Origin of the sequence: Ruegeria sp. HKCCSA071, from assembly GCF_017872555.1 — a bacterium.
Lineage (GTDB): Bacteria > Pseudomonadota > Alphaproteobacteria > Rhodobacterales > Rhodobacteraceae > Ruegeria.
Genome location: NZ_JAEDOX010000006.1, coordinates 46,096 through 65,231 on the forward strand (window position 1 = coordinate 46,096; position 19,136 = coordinate 65,231).

General features: G+C 54.6%; 16 protein-coding genes and 1 pseudogene. 10 read left to right on the forward strand and 7 right to left on the reverse strand.

Annotated features, from left to right (window positions below; all coding sequences use genetic code 11):
* Nucleotides 1-145 precede the first annotated feature (145 nt).
* Together I9188_RS13180 and I9188_RS13185 are read left to right on the forward strand one after the other, a co-directional pair.
* Complete coding sequence (locus tag I9188_RS13180) at nucleotides 146-2,041, forward strand: PAS-domain containing protein (RefSeq protein ID WP_209507103.1); 1,896 nt, start codon at nucleotides 146-148, stop codon at nucleotides 2,039-2,041.
* Nucleotides 2,041-2,742: a response regulator transcription factor gene (locus I9188_RS13185; protein ID WP_209507102.1), complete on the forward strand. Its 702-nt coding sequence runs from the start codon at nucleotides 2,041-2,043 to the stop codon at nucleotides 2,740-2,742. The genes I9188_RS13180 and I9188_RS13185 overlap by 1 nt, the downstream gene beginning before the upstream one ends.
* A 57-nt stretch (nucleotides 2,743-2,799) precedes the next feature.
* Here I9188_RS13185 and I9188_RS13190 read toward each other — a convergent pair.
* A pseudogene (locus I9188_RS13190) lies at nucleotides 2,800-4,347 on the reverse strand (adhesin); the annotation flags it as partial.
* 229 nt (nucleotides 4,348-4,576) lie between these two features.
* Here I9188_RS13190 and I9188_RS13195 point away from each other — a divergent pair.
* Together I9188_RS13195 and I9188_RS13200 are read left to right on the forward strand one after the other, a co-directional pair.
* A complete protein-coding gene (locus I9188_RS13195; protein WP_245220637.1) occupies nucleotides 4,577-6,625 on the forward strand; it encodes a dockerin type I domain-containing protein in 2,049 nt (682 codons plus the stop codon).
* Between the two features lie 88 nt (nucleotides 6,626-6,713).
* The gene (locus I9188_RS13200; RefSeq protein ID WP_209507100.1) at nucleotides 6,714-7,505 is read left to right on the forward strand and encodes an inositol monophosphatase family protein; all 792 of its coding nucleotides are present in this window, start codon (nucleotides 6,714-6,716) and stop codon (nucleotides 7,503-7,505) included.
* Between the two features lie 3 nt (nucleotides 7,506-7,508).
* Here I9188_RS13200 and I9188_RS13205 read toward each other — a convergent pair whose 3' ends face one another.
* Genes I9188_RS13205 through I9188_RS13225 form a run of 5 tightly spaced genes read right to left on the reverse strand, consistent with a single transcriptional unit; the run spans nucleotide 7,509 to nucleotide 12,909 of the window.
* The gene (locus tag I9188_RS13205; RefSeq protein ID WP_209507099.1) at nucleotides 7,509-8,075 is read right to left on the reverse strand and encodes a histidine phosphatase family protein; all 567 of its coding nucleotides are present in this window, start codon (nucleotides 8,073-8,075) and stop codon (nucleotides 7,509-7,511) included.
* Nucleotides 8,076-9,146 (reverse strand): ABC transporter ATP-binding protein, encoded by a 1,071-nt coding sequence (locus I9188_RS13210; protein ID WP_209507098.1) that lies wholly within the window; start codon nucleotides 9,144-9,146, stop codon nucleotides 8,076-8,078.
* Nucleotides 9,143-11,359 (reverse strand): iron ABC transporter permease, encoded by a 2,217-nt coding sequence (locus I9188_RS13215; protein ID WP_209507097.1) that lies wholly within the window; start codon nucleotides 11,357-11,359, stop codon nucleotides 9,143-9,145. Before I9188_RS13215 ends, I9188_RS13210 begins: the two co-directional genes overlap by 4 nt.
* Nucleotides 11,360-12,385, reverse strand: a complete 1,026-nt coding sequence (locus tag I9188_RS13220) for an ABC transporter substrate-binding protein (RefSeq protein WP_209507096.1) — start codon at nucleotides 12,383-12,385, stop codon at nucleotides 11,360-11,362. It abuts the gene before it with no gap.
* A gap of 59 nt (nucleotides 12,386-12,444) precedes the next feature.
* Entirely contained in the window at nucleotides 12,445-12,909 is a 465-nt protein-coding gene (locus I9188_RS13225; protein WP_209507095.1) for an NUDIX domain-containing protein, read from the reverse strand.
* 223 nt (nucleotides 12,910-13,132) lie between these two features.
* Here I9188_RS13225 and I9188_RS13230 point away from each other — a divergent pair, with 223 nt between their 5' ends.
* The 6 genes from I9188_RS13230 to I9188_RS13255 all read left to right on the forward strand — a co-directional run bounded on the left by I9188_RS13230 (nucleotide 13,133) and on the right by I9188_RS13255 (nucleotide 18,362).
* Nucleotides 13,133-13,942 (forward strand): DeoR/GlpR family DNA-binding transcription regulator, encoded by an 810-nt coding sequence (locus tag I9188_RS13230; protein WP_209507094.1) that lies wholly within the window; start codon nucleotides 13,133-13,135, stop codon nucleotides 13,940-13,942.
* Nucleotides 13,943-14,003: 61 nt separating this feature from the next.
* Complete coding sequence (gene phnD, locus I9188_RS13235; RefSeq protein ID WP_209507093.1) at nucleotides 14,004-14,978, forward strand: phosphate/phosphite/phosphonate ABC transporter substrate-binding protein; 975 nt, start codon at nucleotides 14,004-14,006, stop codon at nucleotides 14,976-14,978.
* Between the two features lie 60 nt (nucleotides 14,979-15,038).
* Nucleotides 15,039-15,833 (forward strand): phosphonate ABC transporter ATP-binding protein, encoded by a 795-nt coding sequence (gene phnC, locus I9188_RS13240; RefSeq protein ID WP_209507092.1) that lies wholly within the window; start codon nucleotides 15,039-15,041, stop codon nucleotides 15,831-15,833.
* Nucleotides 15,830-16,645 (forward strand): phosphonate ABC transporter, permease protein PhnE, encoded by an 816-nt coding sequence (gene phnE, locus I9188_RS13245; protein WP_209507091.1) that lies wholly within the window; start codon nucleotides 15,830-15,832, stop codon nucleotides 16,643-16,645. Before phnC ends, phnE (I9188_RS13245) begins: the two co-directional genes overlap by 4 nt.
* Nucleotides 16,645-17,460, forward strand: a complete 816-nt coding sequence (gene phnE / locus I9188_RS13250) for a phosphonate ABC transporter, permease protein PhnE (RefSeq protein WP_209507090.1) — start codon at nucleotides 16,645-16,647, stop codon at nucleotides 17,458-17,460. Before phnE (I9188_RS13245) ends, phnE (I9188_RS13250) begins: the two co-directional genes overlap by 1 nt.
* Complete coding sequence (locus I9188_RS13255) at nucleotides 17,457-18,362, forward strand: HAD hydrolase-like protein (RefSeq protein WP_209507089.1); 906 nt, start codon at nucleotides 17,457-17,459, stop codon at nucleotides 18,360-18,362. Before phnE (I9188_RS13250) ends, I9188_RS13255 begins: the two co-directional genes overlap by 4 nt.
* Before the next feature lie 218 nt (nucleotides 18,363-18,580).
* On the opposite strand, the gene I9188_RS13260 is transcribed toward I9188_RS13255, so the two are convergent.
* Nucleotides 18,581-19,033 carry an Lrp/AsnC family transcriptional regulator gene (locus I9188_RS13260; RefSeq protein WP_209507088.1) on the reverse strand — a complete coding sequence of 151 codons (453 nt, stop codon included), beginning with the start codon at nucleotides 19,031-19,033 and terminating at the stop codon, nucleotides 18,581-18,583.
* Nucleotides 19,034-19,136: the final 103 nt, after the last annotated feature.

Sequence of the window (19,136 nt, forward strand, 5' to 3'; positions counted from 1 at the left end):
GCTGATTTGTCGACATATTTCACGTTGTGCATTCACGGATCGTCAAAAGCATTAAACCGAAGGCTGGGTCTGAAAATGCCTCCTCTCAATTCCACTACCCGCGCATGATTTCTGATGCTACGCATGAGCCGTGGAGAAGACCAACTTGAACATAACCGAAAAGCGTATCAAGGCGATGACGACTGCCGGGCTGAACCTGATCGGTCAGGCGCTTTCCATTTATGACAGCAAGTTGCAACTGGTGCTCAGCAATCGCCGCTTCCAGGAAATGTTCGGTTTGCCGGACGAGCTGGTTCAAAGGGGCGCTCTGTTTCGCGACACGATCCACTTTCTTGCCAGCCGCGGTGAGTATGGCGACGATGAAAGTGTCGATGAAATGGTCAATCTGCGTGTCCAGCAAGCCTTGGCGTTTGAGCCTCACTACATGGAGCGCGTGCGCCCCAATGGGCAGGTTGTTTCAATAGAAGGCGCGCCGCTGCCACAAGGCGGGTGGGTCGCGGTCTACACCGATATTACCGGCACACGGCGGGCGGAAAACCTGTTGCGCGCGCGGTCAGAGGAACTGTCGGAACAGTTGCTGAGCCACGCGGAAGAACTGTCCGCAACCAACCGCAAACTTGCGGCTACGATCGCAGCGCTGGAAGAGGCCAAGCGGGAATTGACCGAAATTGAAGCCCGCACTCGTATGGTGACCGAGATGATGCCGGCTCATATCGCGCATTTAGACAGCGACGGCCGTTACGATTACTCGAACCGTCGGCTGAGCGCCGTCATGCCTGGGCGTCCGTCCGATATTCTGGGGCTTCACATTTCTGAAGCGCTGGGTGCGACCGCCTTTGAACGGGTTCAGGCCCATTTGCTTAAGGCCTATAGCGGAGAGCCGTCGGTCTTTGAGTTCACTGAAGATCAGGATTCCCGCCGTATTCGGGTTTCATTTACGCCAGATGGGGCAGGGGGCGTGTACGTGATGTCGGTGGACATCACCGAAGAGACACAGGCACGCGTAGCATTACAGCAAACCCGCCGCCGGGCGATGGCGGCCCAGATGACCAGCGGGCTTGCCCATGACTTTTCCAACCTGCTTACTATCATCCTTGGGATGCAGTCCCGCCTCGACAAGATGGATTTGCCGGATGGTGCGCGGGAACTTGTGGCGGCAACTCAACAAACCGCGCGTCGGGGCGGGCAACTGCTGAACCGGATCGCCGACATGACTGGAAACCGAACGCCGCAACCGCAGGCAACTGACATCGGAGGTTTGTTGGAAGATCTGAGGATTCTGGCGACACCGTCACTGCCTCGCGGTGTAGGCCTGTCCGTCGTAAACACCTTGCCGAAACAGACATTGATGCTTGATCCGGGTATGGTTCAGGATGCGCTATTAAACTTGGTCCTAAATGCCCGGGACGCCTGCGGAAGCACGGGCCAGATCACGATCAGTGCACATGCCATAGGTGAGATCTGGATCGAAGTCACAGTTTCCGACACCGGGCCGGGGTTTTCACCCGAGGCGCTTGAAAAGGCGCTGAACCCGTTTTTTACAACAAAAGGGAGCGACGGTTCGGGTCTGGGGCTGCCGATGGTTTATGATACGGTCAAGCTTGCCGGTGGCGATCTGAATCTAAGAAATACGCCATCTGGGGCCTCAGTTGTCATGCGTTTGCCTTTTCGGCCCGCTCCTCCGGCGCAGGACGGGTTGGTACTGTTGGTTGAAGATAACGAAGACCTGCGCGGGCAGTTTAGGGACATGCTTGTGGATTTGGGCTTTACTGTCATTGAAGCAAATTCAGTTGATGAAGCACTGGCCTTGATATCAAGTGTGAAGGACATTTCGCTAGTCTTGTCGGATATCCGTCTGGAAGGACACGGTACAGGCTTGGACATCCTTGAACAGTTGAAGCCGGGGTTACCGTTTATCCTTATGACATCCCTGCCAATTTCAGATCCACTGCATCAACGGGCCCTTGCTTTGGCACCTGTTTTGCGTAAACCGTTCTCACAGGCTCAATTGTCCGCTCTCATCCAAACCGAGGCCGCCTGATGTCGCAACCACTGGTGACCATTCTCGACGACGAACCCGAGATACGGCGCATTCTGACGGATGCACTGGAGGATGCCGGTTTCCGGACGCAGAGCTTTTCTCGTGCCAGAGAGTTTGAAGCAGCCCTAAATCGAGTGACCCCGGATGTTTGCCTCGTGGACCTGTCTTTACCAGATACCGACGGGCTGGCGCTTGTTCATCGCTTGGCGCTGGAACAGGGTGCAGCTGTGATCATTATTTCCGGCCGGGCACAGGTTCAGGACCGTGTGACCGGGCTGGAGCTTGGCGCAGATGACTATATTACTAAGCCGTTTGACCCTACCGAGGTCGTAGCCCGGGTCCGGGCAAGGTTACGCGCACCGCGCGGGCGGACGTCACAATCGGATACGGCTGAATTCAACGGCTGGATTGCGCATTTTGATCGGTATGTTCTGGAAGACGGGTCAGGGTCTGAAACACCTTTCAGCCATGCTGAAGGCGAGGTTCTGCGTCTGTTTCTGGAAAGCCCCAAGCGGCTGATTAGCAGGGGGCAGATGCAGGAGTCCTTGGGCGGCGCGGCCGGCGACAGTTTTGATCGTGCTATGGATGTCAGAATCTCCAGATTGCGCACGAAACTTGGTGAAGATCCAAAGAATCCACGCCTGATCAAAACGATTTACGGTGCCGGGTATATTTTCCTGGGGGATGTCGACTGGAAATAGTGACGCTCTGGTAGTCGGATTGCGAACCTGAATTTCTATCGACCTTTGACCATCCAGTGTGACGGTGACTTGCTGACCATCTTCGACATTGGCGGTTGCCCCGCTTACGGCCAAACTTGATCCGGCTTCAGCAGCGTTGAGAACTGCGCCGACGGAAAGAGGAGATATCGAAATAGAGGGGCCGGTCAAGTCCACTGGTACAGTAACAAGAATCGGTGCGGCCGGGTTGCCAGCGACGTCCTCGACCGCCACAACAATTGCAGCAGGTGTTCCAGTGGACAGACTGCCGAGGTCGGAATTGGGGATCGTGACAGTCCAATTTCCGCCTGTCGCAATACCGGTGTACACCTGACCGTCGAACGTGACGATGATGGTTTGCCCGTCCTCGGCCGTGGTGGAACCCGTTAAGGTTAAGTCACCAGCCACATCAATCAGGTCAATTGATCCACCCGCAACGGGATCCAGAGAAACACTTGGAGCGGTGAAATCCGTATCAAAACTTCCGCTGGCCTGTAGGGCCGGGTTTCCAGCCGCGTCAGCGACGTCTGCCGTTACATTTACGATTGCACCGTCAGGCAAGGCGCTAAGGTCAGCCGCCGGGACGGTTACACTCCACTGTCCACCGGAAACCGTACCGGAATAGTTTTGCCCGTTCAGTGAAACCGTTACGGTTTGCCCGTCTTCTGCATCGGTTACGCCAGTGACAGTCAGGTCGGTCGCTTGCTCGGCTAGGTTGAGAACCGGTCCGTCAGAAAAACCGGTGATGGACAGGCTTGGTGGAACCGTATCGATGTCAAATTGAACGGATTGTGTTGACAATTCAGTACCCGACCCATCCAGGTTCGTGATGGTCACCGTCGATACCCCCTGTGGAAGTGCGCCGGCTTCGGCGGCTGTCAGAGAGATACTCCAGCTGCCATCGGGGTTGGGTGTCACGGTTTTGACCAGTGACCCTATTGTGACTTCAATGGTTGCCGTCCCTTCGGGAGGGATGGCGTTGGTGCTGATGTTGTTCAGCGCAGTAGATTGCAGATCAGCCAGGTTGAGGCTTGGGTATGTCGGGGCGGGTTCGGACACGACGGAGGTGGGCTCAGATACGACGGGGCTGTCACCGCCACCGCCGCCACCTCCTGCGGCCGCAGCCGCCCCTGCCAGACCCAATCCGCCCAACGCCGCGCCGGCGCCACTGATGCCACCTGCGGACGCGCCCGCGGAAACACTGGCTTCAACCGCGCTGAATTGGGCAATCTCCTGAACCGCATTCTCAGCGATCATGATGGCACCGCTGTCCAGGATCTGGACGTTTTCAGCGGTCACAATCATTGTGCGGCCATCGGCCATTTTTAGAAGAACATCGCCATTCTTCAACAGCTTGACAGAGCGAACGCCTGGAATGGTTTCCGCGAATTGAAAAGCATATAATTCTTCAATTGTGGCTTGTGACAACGCGGGCAAGGCCATCAAAGTTGAAATCAGCCCACCGGCCGCTCCGCGCCCTGCCCAGCGGCCAAGTTTTCCTTCGATCCACTGGCGAATGTGTTGCTTGCGGTCCGTTTCCGAAGGTTCAGCCGCCGGACGGTTGTTGAACTCTGGTGCTTTGGTCATCTTACCCTCACATGTGGTTTCCGCGATCACCGAAAAGGAAGACAGGTCGCGCTGATAACGGCTGGCTCATCTGTCTTTCCCACTGGTTACTGTTGCGATCGAAAGCAAAAAATTGAGTTAATCTGAAACCGAACTTCTCGTTTTCACCACAATTCCGCTTTTGTTTCGGTCCGTGCATCAGGTCATCTTTTGGTCAAGGCCAGGAGTGGCGCAGGAGGTGTTGGCTGTGATGCTTCAATTCGAAGGTGTGGTGGCAACGGGGAGCGCGGCGCTCGATTCAGGTATCGGCGATACGGCTTTAAAAACGTTTAACGGCACCACGTATCTTTATACCGTCACCGGACCGGGTGGCGGCGTCGCTGTCTGGCGGTTGGTCGAAGGTGCGTTACCGCAACTGGTCGACACGGAATATTACAGCGGAACAATCACGTTTCAGGTTGGTCGCAGTGGCACACCGATAACGCTGGCGGGAACCGAACAACTTGTACTGGATGTGAATATGGCGGTCGGGTTGGTCGGATATGACCTTAACGTAGACGGCACCCTGGACAGCCTTACGGAAACCGGATCTCTGACAGGAGGCGGAGATATCTCGGCCATTGTTCAAGTGTCGATTGGCCTGATGGATGTTCTTGCAATGGCTCATGAAGAAACGGGGCAAATCGGGACATACCTTGTCAATCAGGACGGAACGCTGAGCCTTGCTGGCCTTGTTTCTGGCACTGGTGACGCGATGCAGACGCTGCGCGCAGGGACTGACCATTTCCTGATCTCAAGTGATGCGGCCAGCAATACAGTCTCAACTTATCGGATCGACAGCATTTCCGGTCAGTTGACCGAAATTGACAACGGTTCGGCCCTCGGGACGCTCGGAATCTCAACTCCGACAGCCGTCGAAACGATCAATGCCTACGGCAAACCCTGGGTGATCGTGGCGGGTGCAGGCAGCAATTCGCTCAGTGTGCTTCAATTGAACGCTGACGGCAGCCTGAGCGCCACAGATCATATTCTGGATTCGCTCACGACCCGCTTCGAATCTGTGCAGGACCTTGAGGTCGTGGACATCAACGGGCGCGTATTCGTCGTGGCGGGTGGCGGTGACGATGGGCTTACATTGTTCACGCTGACACCTGAAGGCCAGTTGGTCTATCTGGATAGTTTCGCTGACACGTTGATTAGTGGATTACAGAACGTCGAATCGCTGAGCCTTGCCCATGTTGGTGACGAGTTGCAGGTTCTGGCTACGTCGCAACAAGGCGCCGGAGTGACTGTCATTACGGTTCCTGTCGATAATCTGGGGATCGTGGACAAAGGGTTTGGAGCAGTGTCGGGGACTGCCGCAGACGACATGCTGAGCGGTAGTATTCTGGATACCGCCCTGATGGGTGGCGATGGCGACGACATACTGATAGCAGGAACGGGTGCTACGACCATGTCAGGTGGGGCAGGGGCCGACATTTTCGTGATGCAGTCGGGCAGCAGTATGACGACGATCACGGATTTTCAGCCGGGTGTGGACCGTCTGGACTTGTTTGACTACCTGCTGTTGCGGTCCCCTCAGCAACTGACCTTTACCAGCACTACACAAGGGGCCCGGATAGAGTATCGGGGCGAGGTCGTGCAGGTTCAGTCCGCTTCGGGTGGAACGCTGACCAGCGCTGATATTTTCGGGGCCGGGTTCGATGGCCCCGATCACATTCCGGTTGATTTCGGTAATTTCGGCGGTTTGACGCCGGACAGTTCGGATGGCGTGCTTGGGTCAATCACAGTGGACAGCCAATCTGCTAATCCCGGATTGTCGGATGCAGAGATCAAGTTCACACCGGTCGGTGGTGGCACGGTATCCGTCACGGCTGACGATCAGGGACAATTTGACTTGGACCTTCCGGATGGCACTTTCCCCGGAAGACTGGACATCATCAAGCACTATTCGACAGCGAGCAAAGAGATTGACGCAATGGATGCTTTGCAAGTGTTACGCATTTCGGTTGGCCTCGATCCGACTTGGGGTCCCCCCGCTGCGGAAAACCTGATCGCGGCAGATATCAATCAAGATGGCACCATCAATGCCCTGGATGCACTGGCAATATTGCAGGTGGCCGTTGGACAGCCCACTGCGCATGAACCTCAATGGGTCTTTTTGGATTCAAATGCGGACTTGTCGGGAATTACAAAAAGCAACGTTGATTATCAGACTGGAATGGATGTTGTTGCCATAGACGGGGTGATAACCGCCGATATGACGTCCATATTGCTCGGCAACCTCGAAGCGGCATGAATTGAACGGTGCTGCAACTCAGTCATTGCAAGGCTTCCGCTTGGTCCGCAATGTTGGCCTTAGATACACAAACACAAAAGGACAGGCCATGAATCGTCTTTCGGAACGCAGAGATTTTGCCATCGCGGTCTGTGAAGAAGCTGGGGTGATTGCCGAGAAATACTTCTTGGACAGGAGTAATCTGGTCATTGATCAAAAAGGTGCTCAGGACTGGGTGAGTGAGGCGGACAAAAACGTCGAAACGTTCATTCGCCAAAAGATCATGGCTGCCTGGCCGCAAGACGGGATATTTGGCGAAGAACACGGCGCTGCCACCGGTGAGAGCGGTTTTGACTGGGTGATTGATCCAATTGATGGAACTACGAATTTCGTCAATGGCATACCGGTATGGACGATTGTTCTGGCCGGTGTCACCGAAGGGCGTACTGCGGTCGGTGTGATTCGGGATCCGAATATGGACGAGACCTTTGTGGCAACACGCGGAGAGGGCGCGACACTGAACGGTTCACCTATACGCGTGGCCTCTGGCGTGGCTCTTCAGGACGGGACGGTTTCTGTTGGGTATTCGAACCGGATCGAAACTCGCCACGTCGTGCCTGTGGTCGCAGAACTGATCGAGCGCGGTTCCATGTTTCACAGAAACGCCAGCGGGGCGTTGTCATTGGCCTATGTCGCAGCCGGGCGACTTCTGGGTTATGTGGAAGAACACATGAACGCTTGGGATTGTCTGGCCGGACAACTGCTGGTCGCGGAAGCGGGCGGAGTTGTCGAAGATCAAGACGCCGACGCGATGATCCGCGACGGTGGGCGCGTGATCGTCGGCACACCAGACGTATTTGAAAGCTTGCTGGAAATCGCAGAGAGCGCTTGGGGTGCTTAACGTCTAGGCCATTGGCAACCAAGTGGAAAAAGGTCGTAGAGTTGTCAGGCTAGCCTGCCAATAATGGCCTTGTGACGGTTGATCGTAATGGCGGTCAATCGGATTTCCGGAAAGCTCACACCACAACAATGTCCCGACCGCACCATGTGTAATGATAGCGAGGTCTCCGGTGCCATGAGCACGAATGATCTCCGACACTGTCCGACGAATGCGCCTCTGCGCGTCGGCCGCAGTTTCCCAACCGCGAAAGCTAATCTCCGGCTGGGCAAAGAATGCGTCGGAGGCCGCCTCGAACTTTTCCCGTGGCAGGAAACCAGTGGCACTCCGATCATTCTCACCAAGATCCGGGTGGATATTTAGAGGCAACCCCAAAGGTGCGGCCAAAATCTCACCAGTGTCGCGAGCCTTTCGTTCGCTGCTGGCCCAGACGTGGGTGACATTGGCCATAACTTCACTGGCGGCAAAGGCTGCGGCGCGCCGGCGACCTGTCGCGTTCAGACCCCATTCAGTAATGGGGGTATCCGGATCAATAACGACCTCGGGGTGAGTGATGATCAGTAAACTCGGCATCTAGTCAGGCAGAAGTACCGGTCCTTTGCCGGCAAACCCCATCGTGATTTCGGTACCCGGTGCAAGCGGTGCATCAACATCGTCGTGGACCGCAAAGACCTGACCAAATGCGCCGGTCAGTGTGTATTCCATCCGCACGCCAACATAGGTTGCCTTGGCCACTGTAGCGGCGATGCCGTCATCAGATCCAATTACAAGGCGCGAGGGTCGTACAGCGATGGTCGCGGGCCCATTGGTCAAACCGCGGCGCGGCAAAGTTTGGCGGTAACCTTCGATCTCGATTGTTGCAGTATCACCGTCGGTTGAAACGATCTGACAGTTGAGCAGGTTTGCCTCGCCTATGAAATCGGCAACAAACCGGTCATTCGGGGCGTCATAAAGCTCGCGAGGTGTACCCATCTGAGCGATCGCGGCGTTTCGCATCACGACGATCTCGTCAGAGACGGCCAAGGCCTCTTCCTGATCGTGGGTGACATAGACAACCGTCAGTCCAAGGTCTTGTTGGATGGCCCGGATATCCTCGCGTACCTGGCGTCGCAGCTTGGCATCGAGGTTGGACAGCGGTTCGTCAAACAGCAGAACCTGTGGTTCAAGAACCAGTGCACGCGCGACGGCGACACGTTGTTGCTGACCACCCGAGAGTTCGGAGGGAAGGCGATTGTCGAACCCCTTGAGCCCTACCAATTGCAAGCCATGCAGCGCGCGGCTCCGAGCCTCATCCTTGGCAAAGCCCGAGAACGTGAGGCCGTACATTACGTTCTCCAGCACACTCATGTGCGGAAACAGCGCGTATGATTGAAACACCATTGATACGTCGCGGTCTGTTGCGGGCAGTTTGGTGACGTCCCGGTCGCCAATCATAATCTTGCCAGAGCTTGCCATCTCTAACCCGGCGATCATGCGCAACGTTGTCGTTTTCCCACAGCCTGATGGGCCAAGCAGCGTGACCAGTTTTCCCGCTTCGACATGAAGGTTAATGTTATCAACAGCAACAACATTTTTGCCGAACACTTTCGACACGTTCTCAAATAATACCGGGGCGGCCTTGGAACCGATTTTGTTGTCGGTCATGAGGGTGTCTCCGTTGTGCTCTGTGTGCGCCGACCGATCTGGACCCGACCGACGAGAATTTGCAATAACCCGACCGCTGCCAGCATCACGAAGATCAGCGTCGTCGAATAAGCAATGGCGAGACCATAGTCGTTATTCTCGACCCGCCCGATGATATAGCTGGTTGCCATGTCGTATTCGGCGCTGACCAGAAAGATCACAGCCGAGATCGCCGTCATCGCGCGGACAAAGCTGTAAACAAGCGCGGCCAGTATCGCGGGGCGTAGCAGCGGCAGAATGATACGACGAAATGTCTGCCACGAGTTTGCGCCAAGGGTCAGCGATGATTCATCAAGACTGCGGTCAAGTTGCGACATGCTAGCGATGCCCGCACGGACCCCAACCGGCATGTTGCGGAATATGAAACTGACAACAAGGATAACGCCTGTGCCGGTTATTTCGATCGGCGGAACGTTGAAGGCAAGAATATAGCTGACACCAATCACCGTACCGGGGATAGCAAAGGACAGCATGGTTCCAAACTCGAAAGCATTCTTTCCTGCAAAGTTCTGCCGGGTCAACAGGTAAGCCGTTACCAGCCCAACCGCCGCCGTCAGAGGGGCAGCAATTGCCGCAATGGTTATGGTGGTCCAGAAGCTGTCCCAAGCGGCGCCGGTCCAACGAATGCCCTCTTCTTCAAATCGAACAGAGAATGCAGTGACATAGTGTTTTAGGGTCAGGGAGTTATTGACCCCCCAAAGCTCGACCACACTGCCGTAGATGATCATCGCATAGACAATGATCGTGAACACCGCCCAGCCAAGAGCGATTACCAGCACGGGAACTGAAAGACCTGTCGGCATCAAAGGGTGCACGCCTGCGTCACCTTTGCCTGTCACGGTGGTATAGCTTTTCTTGCCCAGCCAAACACGCTGCGCGTAAAAGGCCGAAAGGGTGAAAAACAGCAGTACCATGGCCAAAACGGCCGCCCGGCCTTGGTCGTATTGCGCACCGACGATGGCAAAGAAAATCTCGGTCGATAGAACGTCGAAATTCCCACCCAGAACAAGCGGGTTTCCGAAGTCGGCCATACTTTCGATGAAGCCCAAAAGAAATGCATTGGCAAGACCTGGGCGCATCAGGGGCAGGGACACTGTCCTGAACGTTTGCCATCTGCTGGCGCGGAGCGTCTGGGCCGCTTCCTCCATAGATGGCGAGACGCCTTCCACCACGCCGATAAGAACGAGGAATGCAATGGGTGTGAATGCAAGGGCCTGTGCGATGAATATGCCTGGCATTCCGTACAGCCAGCGCGTTGGCTGCATGCCAAACAGTTCTGCGACGAACCGTGTGACTGAGCCTGACAGGCCAAAAAGCAGGATCAGCGCGAGGCCAATCACAAATGGCGGGGTGATGATCGGAAGAACAGTCAAAGCCCGCAGCACGCGTTTGTAGCGGAAACCCGAGCGGGTCACAACCAGTGCAAAGCACAACCCCAGAACTGTCGTGACGAAGCCAACCAGGATGGCAAGAAACAGCGAGTTCCATGCTGCGCCGCATCTGGCACCAAAAAAACACCCCAACCCCCATAGCCGGGCATCAAAGAACTTTGAGAAGAAGACAGCAATGGAATATGCGCCATCTTCAGTGACGAAGGCAGCGAACAGCATCTTGGCGATCGGAAAAAAGACAAAGACAGTGACGATGGTAATCACACCGCCAATCGCACTGACGACAAAGACGTCACCGTTGATGGCACCTCTTGCCGCAATGCCTTGGGTCAACAGGAACAGAAGGCTTGAAGCGCAAATCATTGCACCATAGCCCATGCCGAATTGGCGATCACCAAGTTCGCCAAAATAGGCTTCCAACCAATTGAAATTGAATCCCCTGATGCCAATCCCGAAACCCTGCGCGATCAACCAGCCGAAGCCGAGTGCGCCGGAAAGGATCAGAACACGGGCATAGAGCGGGTCAGACTTGGCTCGCTTCAACACCAAAAGGGGTAAGGTCAGGGCGATCAACAGTGGGGCAAGCCAAAGCTTCTCACCCTGTGCGATCAGGAATGCAGCGGGGGCATAATCTTCGTCAAACGGGTAGCCGTCAAAAAGCCATTCGAATGACCACAGGCCGCCGTCGACCATGTACCACGGCAGCAGAAAGAATCCGACCCACCCGGCGATGATCCAGAAGATCAGAACCTGATGGGTCGTTTTTGAAGTCCGGTCAGTCATTTACTGCGGCAGAGTTGAAACCTCTTCGTCCCATTTCTGCAACAGGCGCTTTCGCTCGTCTGAGGAACCATATTTTTTGAAGTCATAGTCAATCAGCTTGATCTGACTCATGTCAGGCGCGCTATCCGACGTTTCTGCGCTCTTGTTCGAGGGCACCTGAAACGCGTTGACCTGAAGGGCAAGGTTCTGAGCCTCGGGCGACAGCGCCCAGTCATAGAACTTCTTAGCCTCTTCCTCGTTGCGGGCGCCTTCAATAATGGACATCGAGCCAATTTCGTATCCCGTGCCCTCGCATGGTGCGACGACCTTAATCGGGAAACCCGATACAGCCTGCTTTACCGCATCATGCATGAAGACGATGCCAATCGTGTTCTCGCCACGTCCGGCTGCTTTGATTGGTGCCGATCCGGATTTTGTATACTGATTGATATTCGAATGCAGGCCTTTCATGAACTCAAAACCTTCATCCTCGCCAAAGATCTGCACCATCGAGGCCAGCGTAGTGTAGGCCGTACCAGACGAGTTCGGGTTGGCCATCTGAACGTGACCCTTGTATTCAGGTTTTAGCAGGTCTTTCCAGCAGGCGGGTTCGGGCAGGTTATTGGCCGCTAGCAAGTCTGCGTTATAGCCATATCCAAGTGCGCCGGAATAGATACCGATTGTTCTGTTTCCGGCACTTTCGGCCTGGGAAATCGCCCAATCATGAAGCTGATCGCGCATTGGCGACATGTATTCCATTGTCAGGCCCTCTTCAGCGGCCTGCAAATGCGGATCACCCGTGCCGCCCCACCACACGTCTCCTTTTGGGTTCGAACTTTCGGCGCGGATTTGTGCAAAGGTTTCACCTGACGACTTACGCGTCATATTGACGTCGATGCCCGTCGCATCTTCGAAACTGCGCGCCATGAGTTGGCACCAGTCTTCCTGCGCCGAGCAATAGAGTGTCAGCTTGTCTGCCTGCGCTGCCGACACAGACGCGGCTATTGCAATCAGCGACCCGACGGCCGTGGATGTAATTTTTTTCATTATCCTTCCTCCCTTTGGTAATTGCGCGCCGAGTATCTTTGATTTTGTCAGGCGCTTTCTCATCCAGCTTTTCGTAGCTTGTTAATGACAGACTGGGCGTTCTGGTCGCTTGTCAGATTCTTCAAAAAACTTGAGAGATCTCTTTCTTCCACCAGCTTTGCCGCTTTCCCTGGTGAAAACCAGTGACGCGTCCGTTCGTCCCGTTCTTTCCAACGCCGTTTCAACTTTTCAACGACCATGGGATAGAGAGTAACGCGGCAGCGAACGCTACTCGCGCCCTCAAAGCGCTTGTCATAGAAAAAATGACCAATTGGCTGTTTCGAGATTGCCCCGACAGCACCTGCTTCTTCCAGTGCTTCAATTTCAGCGGCATGCCAGGGTTTCTTTCCTTCCATCAACCAACCTTTTGGGATGACCCACCGCCCTGTATCGCGCGAAGTCACCATCAGAACGTGCAGTTTTCCATCCCTGTCCCAGCGCATCGGAAGTGCTGCAATCTGGTCTGTTATGTCGCCGTCGCTCATGCTGCCCTCAATGACACGGTATCAAAAGCGCGCCCAGAATAACCTTCAGTCGTTAATGGTGGTCCTTAGGTTTTCACTTTGAACCGGTTCAATTCATCATTCTTGCTTTGCGCTTTGGACTCTTCCGAATTGTCACAACCTACTGAGGGTTATGCAACAAAAATTATTGCATTATGCCCGAAATCCCACAAAAGTGGGGTTTGAAACCTGATTGGGTTGTTGGATGTCCAAAACGAAAACACGTGCCAAAACGATTGAAAAGGGACGGGGTAGGGTAAAGAAATCCGACCGGCGCCAGCAAATACTGCTGGAGTTGAAGCTTCGCCCACACGTTCGCATCAATGAATTGGCCCAGCGTTTCAACGTCTCTAACGAGACGGTGCGCAGGGATTTCGACGCTCTGTCGAATGACGGCCTGATCGCACGCGCGCACGGAGGGGCATCTGCCCCGGCGCAAGGGCATTATCCAGGTCTGGACGAGCGGGCCAACGCGCGAATTGAGGAGCGCGAACGCATAGGAATCAGCGCGGCAGGGCTGGTGCGCGACGGTGAAACAGTCATGATCGATTCCGGTTCGACCACAATCGAGATGGCCCGTGCATTGGCTTATCTCGGCACTCCTTGCACAGTGATTACAAATTCTATTCCGGTGGCAATGACCCTCGGCCATGGGGCTGCCGAGGTTTTGCTTTGTCCAGGAGAATATCTGGCAACCGAATCTGCGACGATTGGAACCGAAACGCTGGAATTCCTGTCTCGGTTCAATGTCGACAGATGCATGATCGGCTCATCAGGTTTTTCGGCCGAAGGCCCTTCAGAAACCGTGCGCGGCTTTGCGGCTGTCAAAAGAATGATGCTGACGCGCGCAGCAAATCGACATCTTTTAATCGATTCAGGAAAATTTGGCCGTAAAGGCCTGTCTCAGGTCGGAGACCTGACCAACCTGGATTCCATAGTTTCCGACACGAAACCAACAGGAGAGTTGCTTAACGCGATCAACGGTGCCGAGGTCGATGTTCTCGTCGCCCCGTAAACACTGAAATGAATGACGAACAGCGGACTGCAAAAAGACCGCGCATAACTGGGAGAAAAACATGAAGATAGACATCAGATTATTGGTTGGGGCATCGGCATTTGCGCTCATGTCGCTTTCAGGCACAGCTTCGGCGCAAGATTGCCCGAGGGGTGATCTCGATGAGCGGTTTTGCGATGTCGACGGGGATTTGATTGCGGATATCCCCACAGATCCTTCCCAGCAAATTGATCCTGACACCCTGATTTTTGCCTATACACCGGTAGAAGACCCCGCCGTATACAAAACCGCATGGTCAGATTTTCTTGACCATTTGAAAGCGGAAACTGGCAAGGACGTTGTCTTTTTTCCCGTTCAAAACAACGCGGCCCAGATCGAGGCGATGCGTTCGGGGCGTTTGCATATTGCAGGCTTCAACACCGGGTCCAACCCACTTGCGGTAAACTGTGCCGGGTTCCGTCCGTTTACGATCATGGCCTCAAAAGACGGTAACTTCGGTTATGAAATGGAGATCATCACCTATCCAGGCTCGGGCATCGAAAAGGTCGAGGATATCAAAGGCAAGCAACTTGCGTTTACGTCGCCCACCTCCAACTCGGGCTTCAAAGCACCGTCGGCGATCCTGAAAAGTGACTTCGATCTTCTGCCCGATCGCGATTTCGAACCCGTCTATTCGGGCAAGCATGACAACTCGATCCTGGGTGTGGCAAACAAGGATTACTTGGCGGCCTCAATTGCGAACTCCGTTAAATCCCGGATGATCTCGCGCGATGTGATCAATGAAGATGATGTCGTTACGATCTACAAGTCGCAGACCTTCCCGACCACAGGGTTTGGGACCGTTTACAACCTGACGCCCGAATTGCAGGAGAAAATCCGCAATGCGTTTTTCAACTTCGAGTGGGAAGGGACGACGCTTGAAGCGGAGTTTTCCAAGTCGAACGAAGGCCAATTTCTTGAGATGACTTACCAGGAATTCTGGGACGTCATTCGCAAAATTGACGCGGCAAACGGCGTCTCCTACGCCTGCCAATAAGTCTTGCTTAATCCAGCGGGCCTGAAAAGGCCCGCTTATCACCCTAATCGGGGGCAATTTATGCTGCGTCTTCTAAAGCTGACGAAAACCTACAAGACCGGAGATCAGGCACTGAAGGCCATCGATCTTGAGGTACCCAAAGGGCAGGTGCTTGCACTGATCGGGCCCTCGGGTGCGGGAAAATCGACCATGATCCGTTGCATCAACCGCTTGGTTGAACCCACAAGCGGCGGTGTTCTTCTGGATGACATGGACCTGACCAAACTCGGGTCGGGTGCGTTGCGGAAAGCACGCCGCGAAATGGGTATGATCTTTCAGGAATATGCCCTGGTCGAACGCCTCACCGTGATGGAAAACGTATTGTCCGGTCGGTTGGGGTATGTCGGATTCTGGCGCAGTTTTTTACGGCGGTATCCGCAGTCGGATGTGGACGAGGCTTTCCGCCTGCTGGACCGGGTGGGGCTGTTGCATATGGCTGACAAACGCGCGGACGAGTTGTCGGGTGGTCAACGCCAAAGGGTCGGTATCTGCCGCGCCCTGATCCAGGACCCAAAGTTGTTGCTGGTCGATGAACCGACCGCGTCGCTGGATCCGAAGACCAGTCGACAGATCATGCGGCTGATCACCGAGTTGTGTCAGGAGCGCGGGCTGGCGGCCATCATCAACATCCATGACGTGGCTCTAGCCCAGATGTTCGTTCCGCGTGTCGTGGGCCTCCGCTTTGGCGAAATTGTGTTTGATGGTCTTCCAACAGGGCTCACCCCGGAAAAGCTGACCGAGATTTACGGCGAGGAAGACTGGGAAGCGACCATCGAAAAAGTGGATGAGGATGAAGATGTCGAGGCCGCAGAATGAGCCATCGAGAACTTGACGACATGCTGGGAAAAGGCTGGCGCAAACCGGCCTTTATCAAAAACACGTTGTTGCGCAGGGCATTGATACTGGGGTTCTTCGCTTACCTGATTGCGGCGTTCATGACCATCGATGTTGATTGGGGCAGGGTCTATGAGGGACTGGACAGGGGATGGGCGTTCGTCCTTGCCTTTACCAGCCCGGATTTCATTTCACGGTGGTCAGATATCTGGGCCGGCCTTCTGGAAAGCATTGTGATGACCGTGGCCGCGTCGGTTGTTGGTATCCTGATTTCGATCCCGATTGGATTGGGTGCTGCACGTAATATCGCCCCGTTGCCAATCTACATAATGTGTCGCGGCATTGTCGCGCTGAGCCGGGCATTGCAGGAAATTATCGTTGCCATTTTGCTTGTGGCCATCTTTGGCTTTGGCCCGCTGGCAGGATTTTTAACGCTGTCTTTCGCAACCATTGGGTTTCTTTCCAAGCTTTTGGCCGAAGATATCGAGGCGATGGACAAAGTTCAGGCTGAGGCGATCCAGGCCTCTGGTGCACGATGGCTGCAATGGATCAACTACGGGGTTCAGCCTCAGATCATGCCTAGGCTTGTGGGTCTGTCCATGTACCGGATCGATATCAATTTCCGGGAAAGCGCTATTCTCGGGTTGGTGGGGGCAGGCGGCATTGGCGCGACACTGAACACCGCGTTTGATCGATATGAATACGACACGGCAGCCGCCATTCTGATCCTTATCATCGGAATCGTCATGGCCCTCGAATACCTTTCGGGAATTATCCGCGCGAGGGTTCAGTAATGCCGGTTCTTGAACGCGACGATACACAAATCTGGCGCAGGCGGACGACGGGCCAAAGCCTGGTTCGCTGGTTTGGATGGCTTCTGGGTGTAGCGGTTTTTGTCTACTGTTGGCAGCTGATTTCGCAATCGACAACCTGGTTTTTCGTCTGGGATGCGCCCCGTATCGCCAACGATATCTGGACCCGCGCAACGCCGCCCAAATGGGACTATATCACCCAGCTGGGTCGCCCGATCTGGGATACCCTGAACATTGCTACTCTGGGCACGATCATCGCTCTGTGCATGGCTGTGCCGGTTGCCTTTTTGGCGGCCCGCAACACTACCCCGTCGGCGTTGTTCATCCGGCCCATTGCTTTGTTGGTCATTGTCTCGACCCGCTCAATCAACTCGCTGATCTGGGCGCTGCTATTGATCGCTATCATTGGACCAGGTGTGTTTGCCGGTGTCATAGCGATCGCCATCCGTTCAATCGGGTTCTGCGCCAAACTTCTTTATGAAGCGATTGAAGAGATTGATCACGGTCAGGTCGAGGCGATCACAGCCACCGGTGCTTCGCGGTGGCAAGTCATGGCGTATGGGATTATTCCGCAAATCCTGCCTGCTTTTGCCGGAATTGCAGTCTTTCGTTGGGACATCAACATTCGCGAGTCCACAGTTCTTGGGCTGGTTGGTGCCGGCGGTATCGGGTTGCAGCTTTCGGCCTCGCTTAATGTTCTGGCGTGGCCGCAAGTCAGCCTCATCCTGATTGTAATTCTTCTTGCAGTCATGATCAGCGAGTGGGTTTCGGCAAAAGTACGAGGAGCGATCATTTGACCGGATTCTCAGCGCAGGAGGCATTTAAGGCTTACGAAGCCGTCCGGCACCGCCTTCCAGATATTGAACCGAACGACGTGAATTATCGTCGGATCGAGACCCTTTCCGAAGTTATGGATGAGTTCGACGTGTTTCTGCTGGATGCGTTCGGGGTTCTCAATATCGGAGAAACGGCGATCCCCGATACGCCGGAACGGATCAAGTCACTAACGGCTGCGGGCAAACGTGTCCTGGTGGTGTCGAATGCCGCCGGGTTTCCCCACGCCACGCTGTTGGAGAAATACACAAGGCTGGGATATGACTTCGCTCCGCAGGATGTGATTACCAGTCGGGCTACGTTGCTGTCCGGGCTGAATGGTCAACATGGGCTGCATTGGGGTTTGATGGCGACACCCAGCGCCGGGCTTCGCGATTTGGAAGATTTGAAACTAACCTATCTGGAGGATGATCCGCAACCCTACGAAACTGTTGATGGTTTTCTGATGATCGGGTCAGCCGCCTGGACCGAAACCCGGCAGGCGATGTTGGAGGCGGCATTGCTAAGCCGACCCCGCCCGGTATTGGTTGGCAACCCGGACATCGTTGCCCCACGTGAGTACGGCTTTTCCAAAGAACCCGGTCTTTTCGCGCACCGTTTGGCCGACCGGACGGGCGTAACCCCGCAGTTTTATGGAAAGCCTTTCGGCAATATCTATGATCTTGCTTTTAAGCGACTTGGGCCTGTCGACAAATCCCGCGTTCTGATGGTGGGTGATAGTCTGCATACTGACATTCTGGGCGCGCGTCATGCCGGAGTGGCTTCGGCACTTGTCTCGGATTTTGGATTCTTCGCCGGGCATGATGTTGAGGAAGCTATCAAACAAGCAGCGATTGTGCCGGATTTTGTCGTGACCCGACCCTGAGATTTCGAACTAAGGCGTATTTTAGGAAGAGTGTACGGGCAGGTTGCCTTGCAGAAGATGCGTGTAATGATGATTATGTTGCTTTTGTGGAGGTGTATCCAGTAGGTGAATTTTCTAACGGCAAATACCCATAGTCTCAGAACCTCGAAACCGGTTATTTCGCATCCTAACAATCTGGAACTCAATGCTAAGGGTCACTTTCGAGAACTCAAGCCATCTCAGGCTGGAAACACCGCTGTTTTCTTGACTGTTCCATAGACAAAACTGGTGTCGATCGAAGCTATTCCGCCGATCGGGTGAATTCGGTTTCGAATAAAGTCCTCGTATGCTTCGAGGTCTGATACCAATACCCGCAACTGGTAATCCATTGCGCCGGTCAGCACGTGGCATTCTAGAACTTCATCGATCATCCGAACGCGTTTTTCGAATTTCTGCACATCTGTTTCATTGTGCCGCTCAAGCCGGATGCGGACAAAGACGGTAATTGCCATCCCGTATGCGGCAGCGTCCACATCGGCGCTGTATCCTTTGATGACACCGCTGGCCTCAAGGTTTTTGACCCGCCGCAGACACGGTGAAGGAGACAGGTTGACCTCATCAGCAAGATCCTGGTTCGTCATACGCCCGTCCCGCTGCAACGCTCGAATGATCTGCCTGTCTTTGGCGTCCATCTTCTCTCCACTTTTAGCATAAAATGCCAATATTAGTCCTCAATGTGGCATTATTCGCAACCCATTGCTCAAAGTAAAGGCGCAAAGTGATAACAACTTAGAT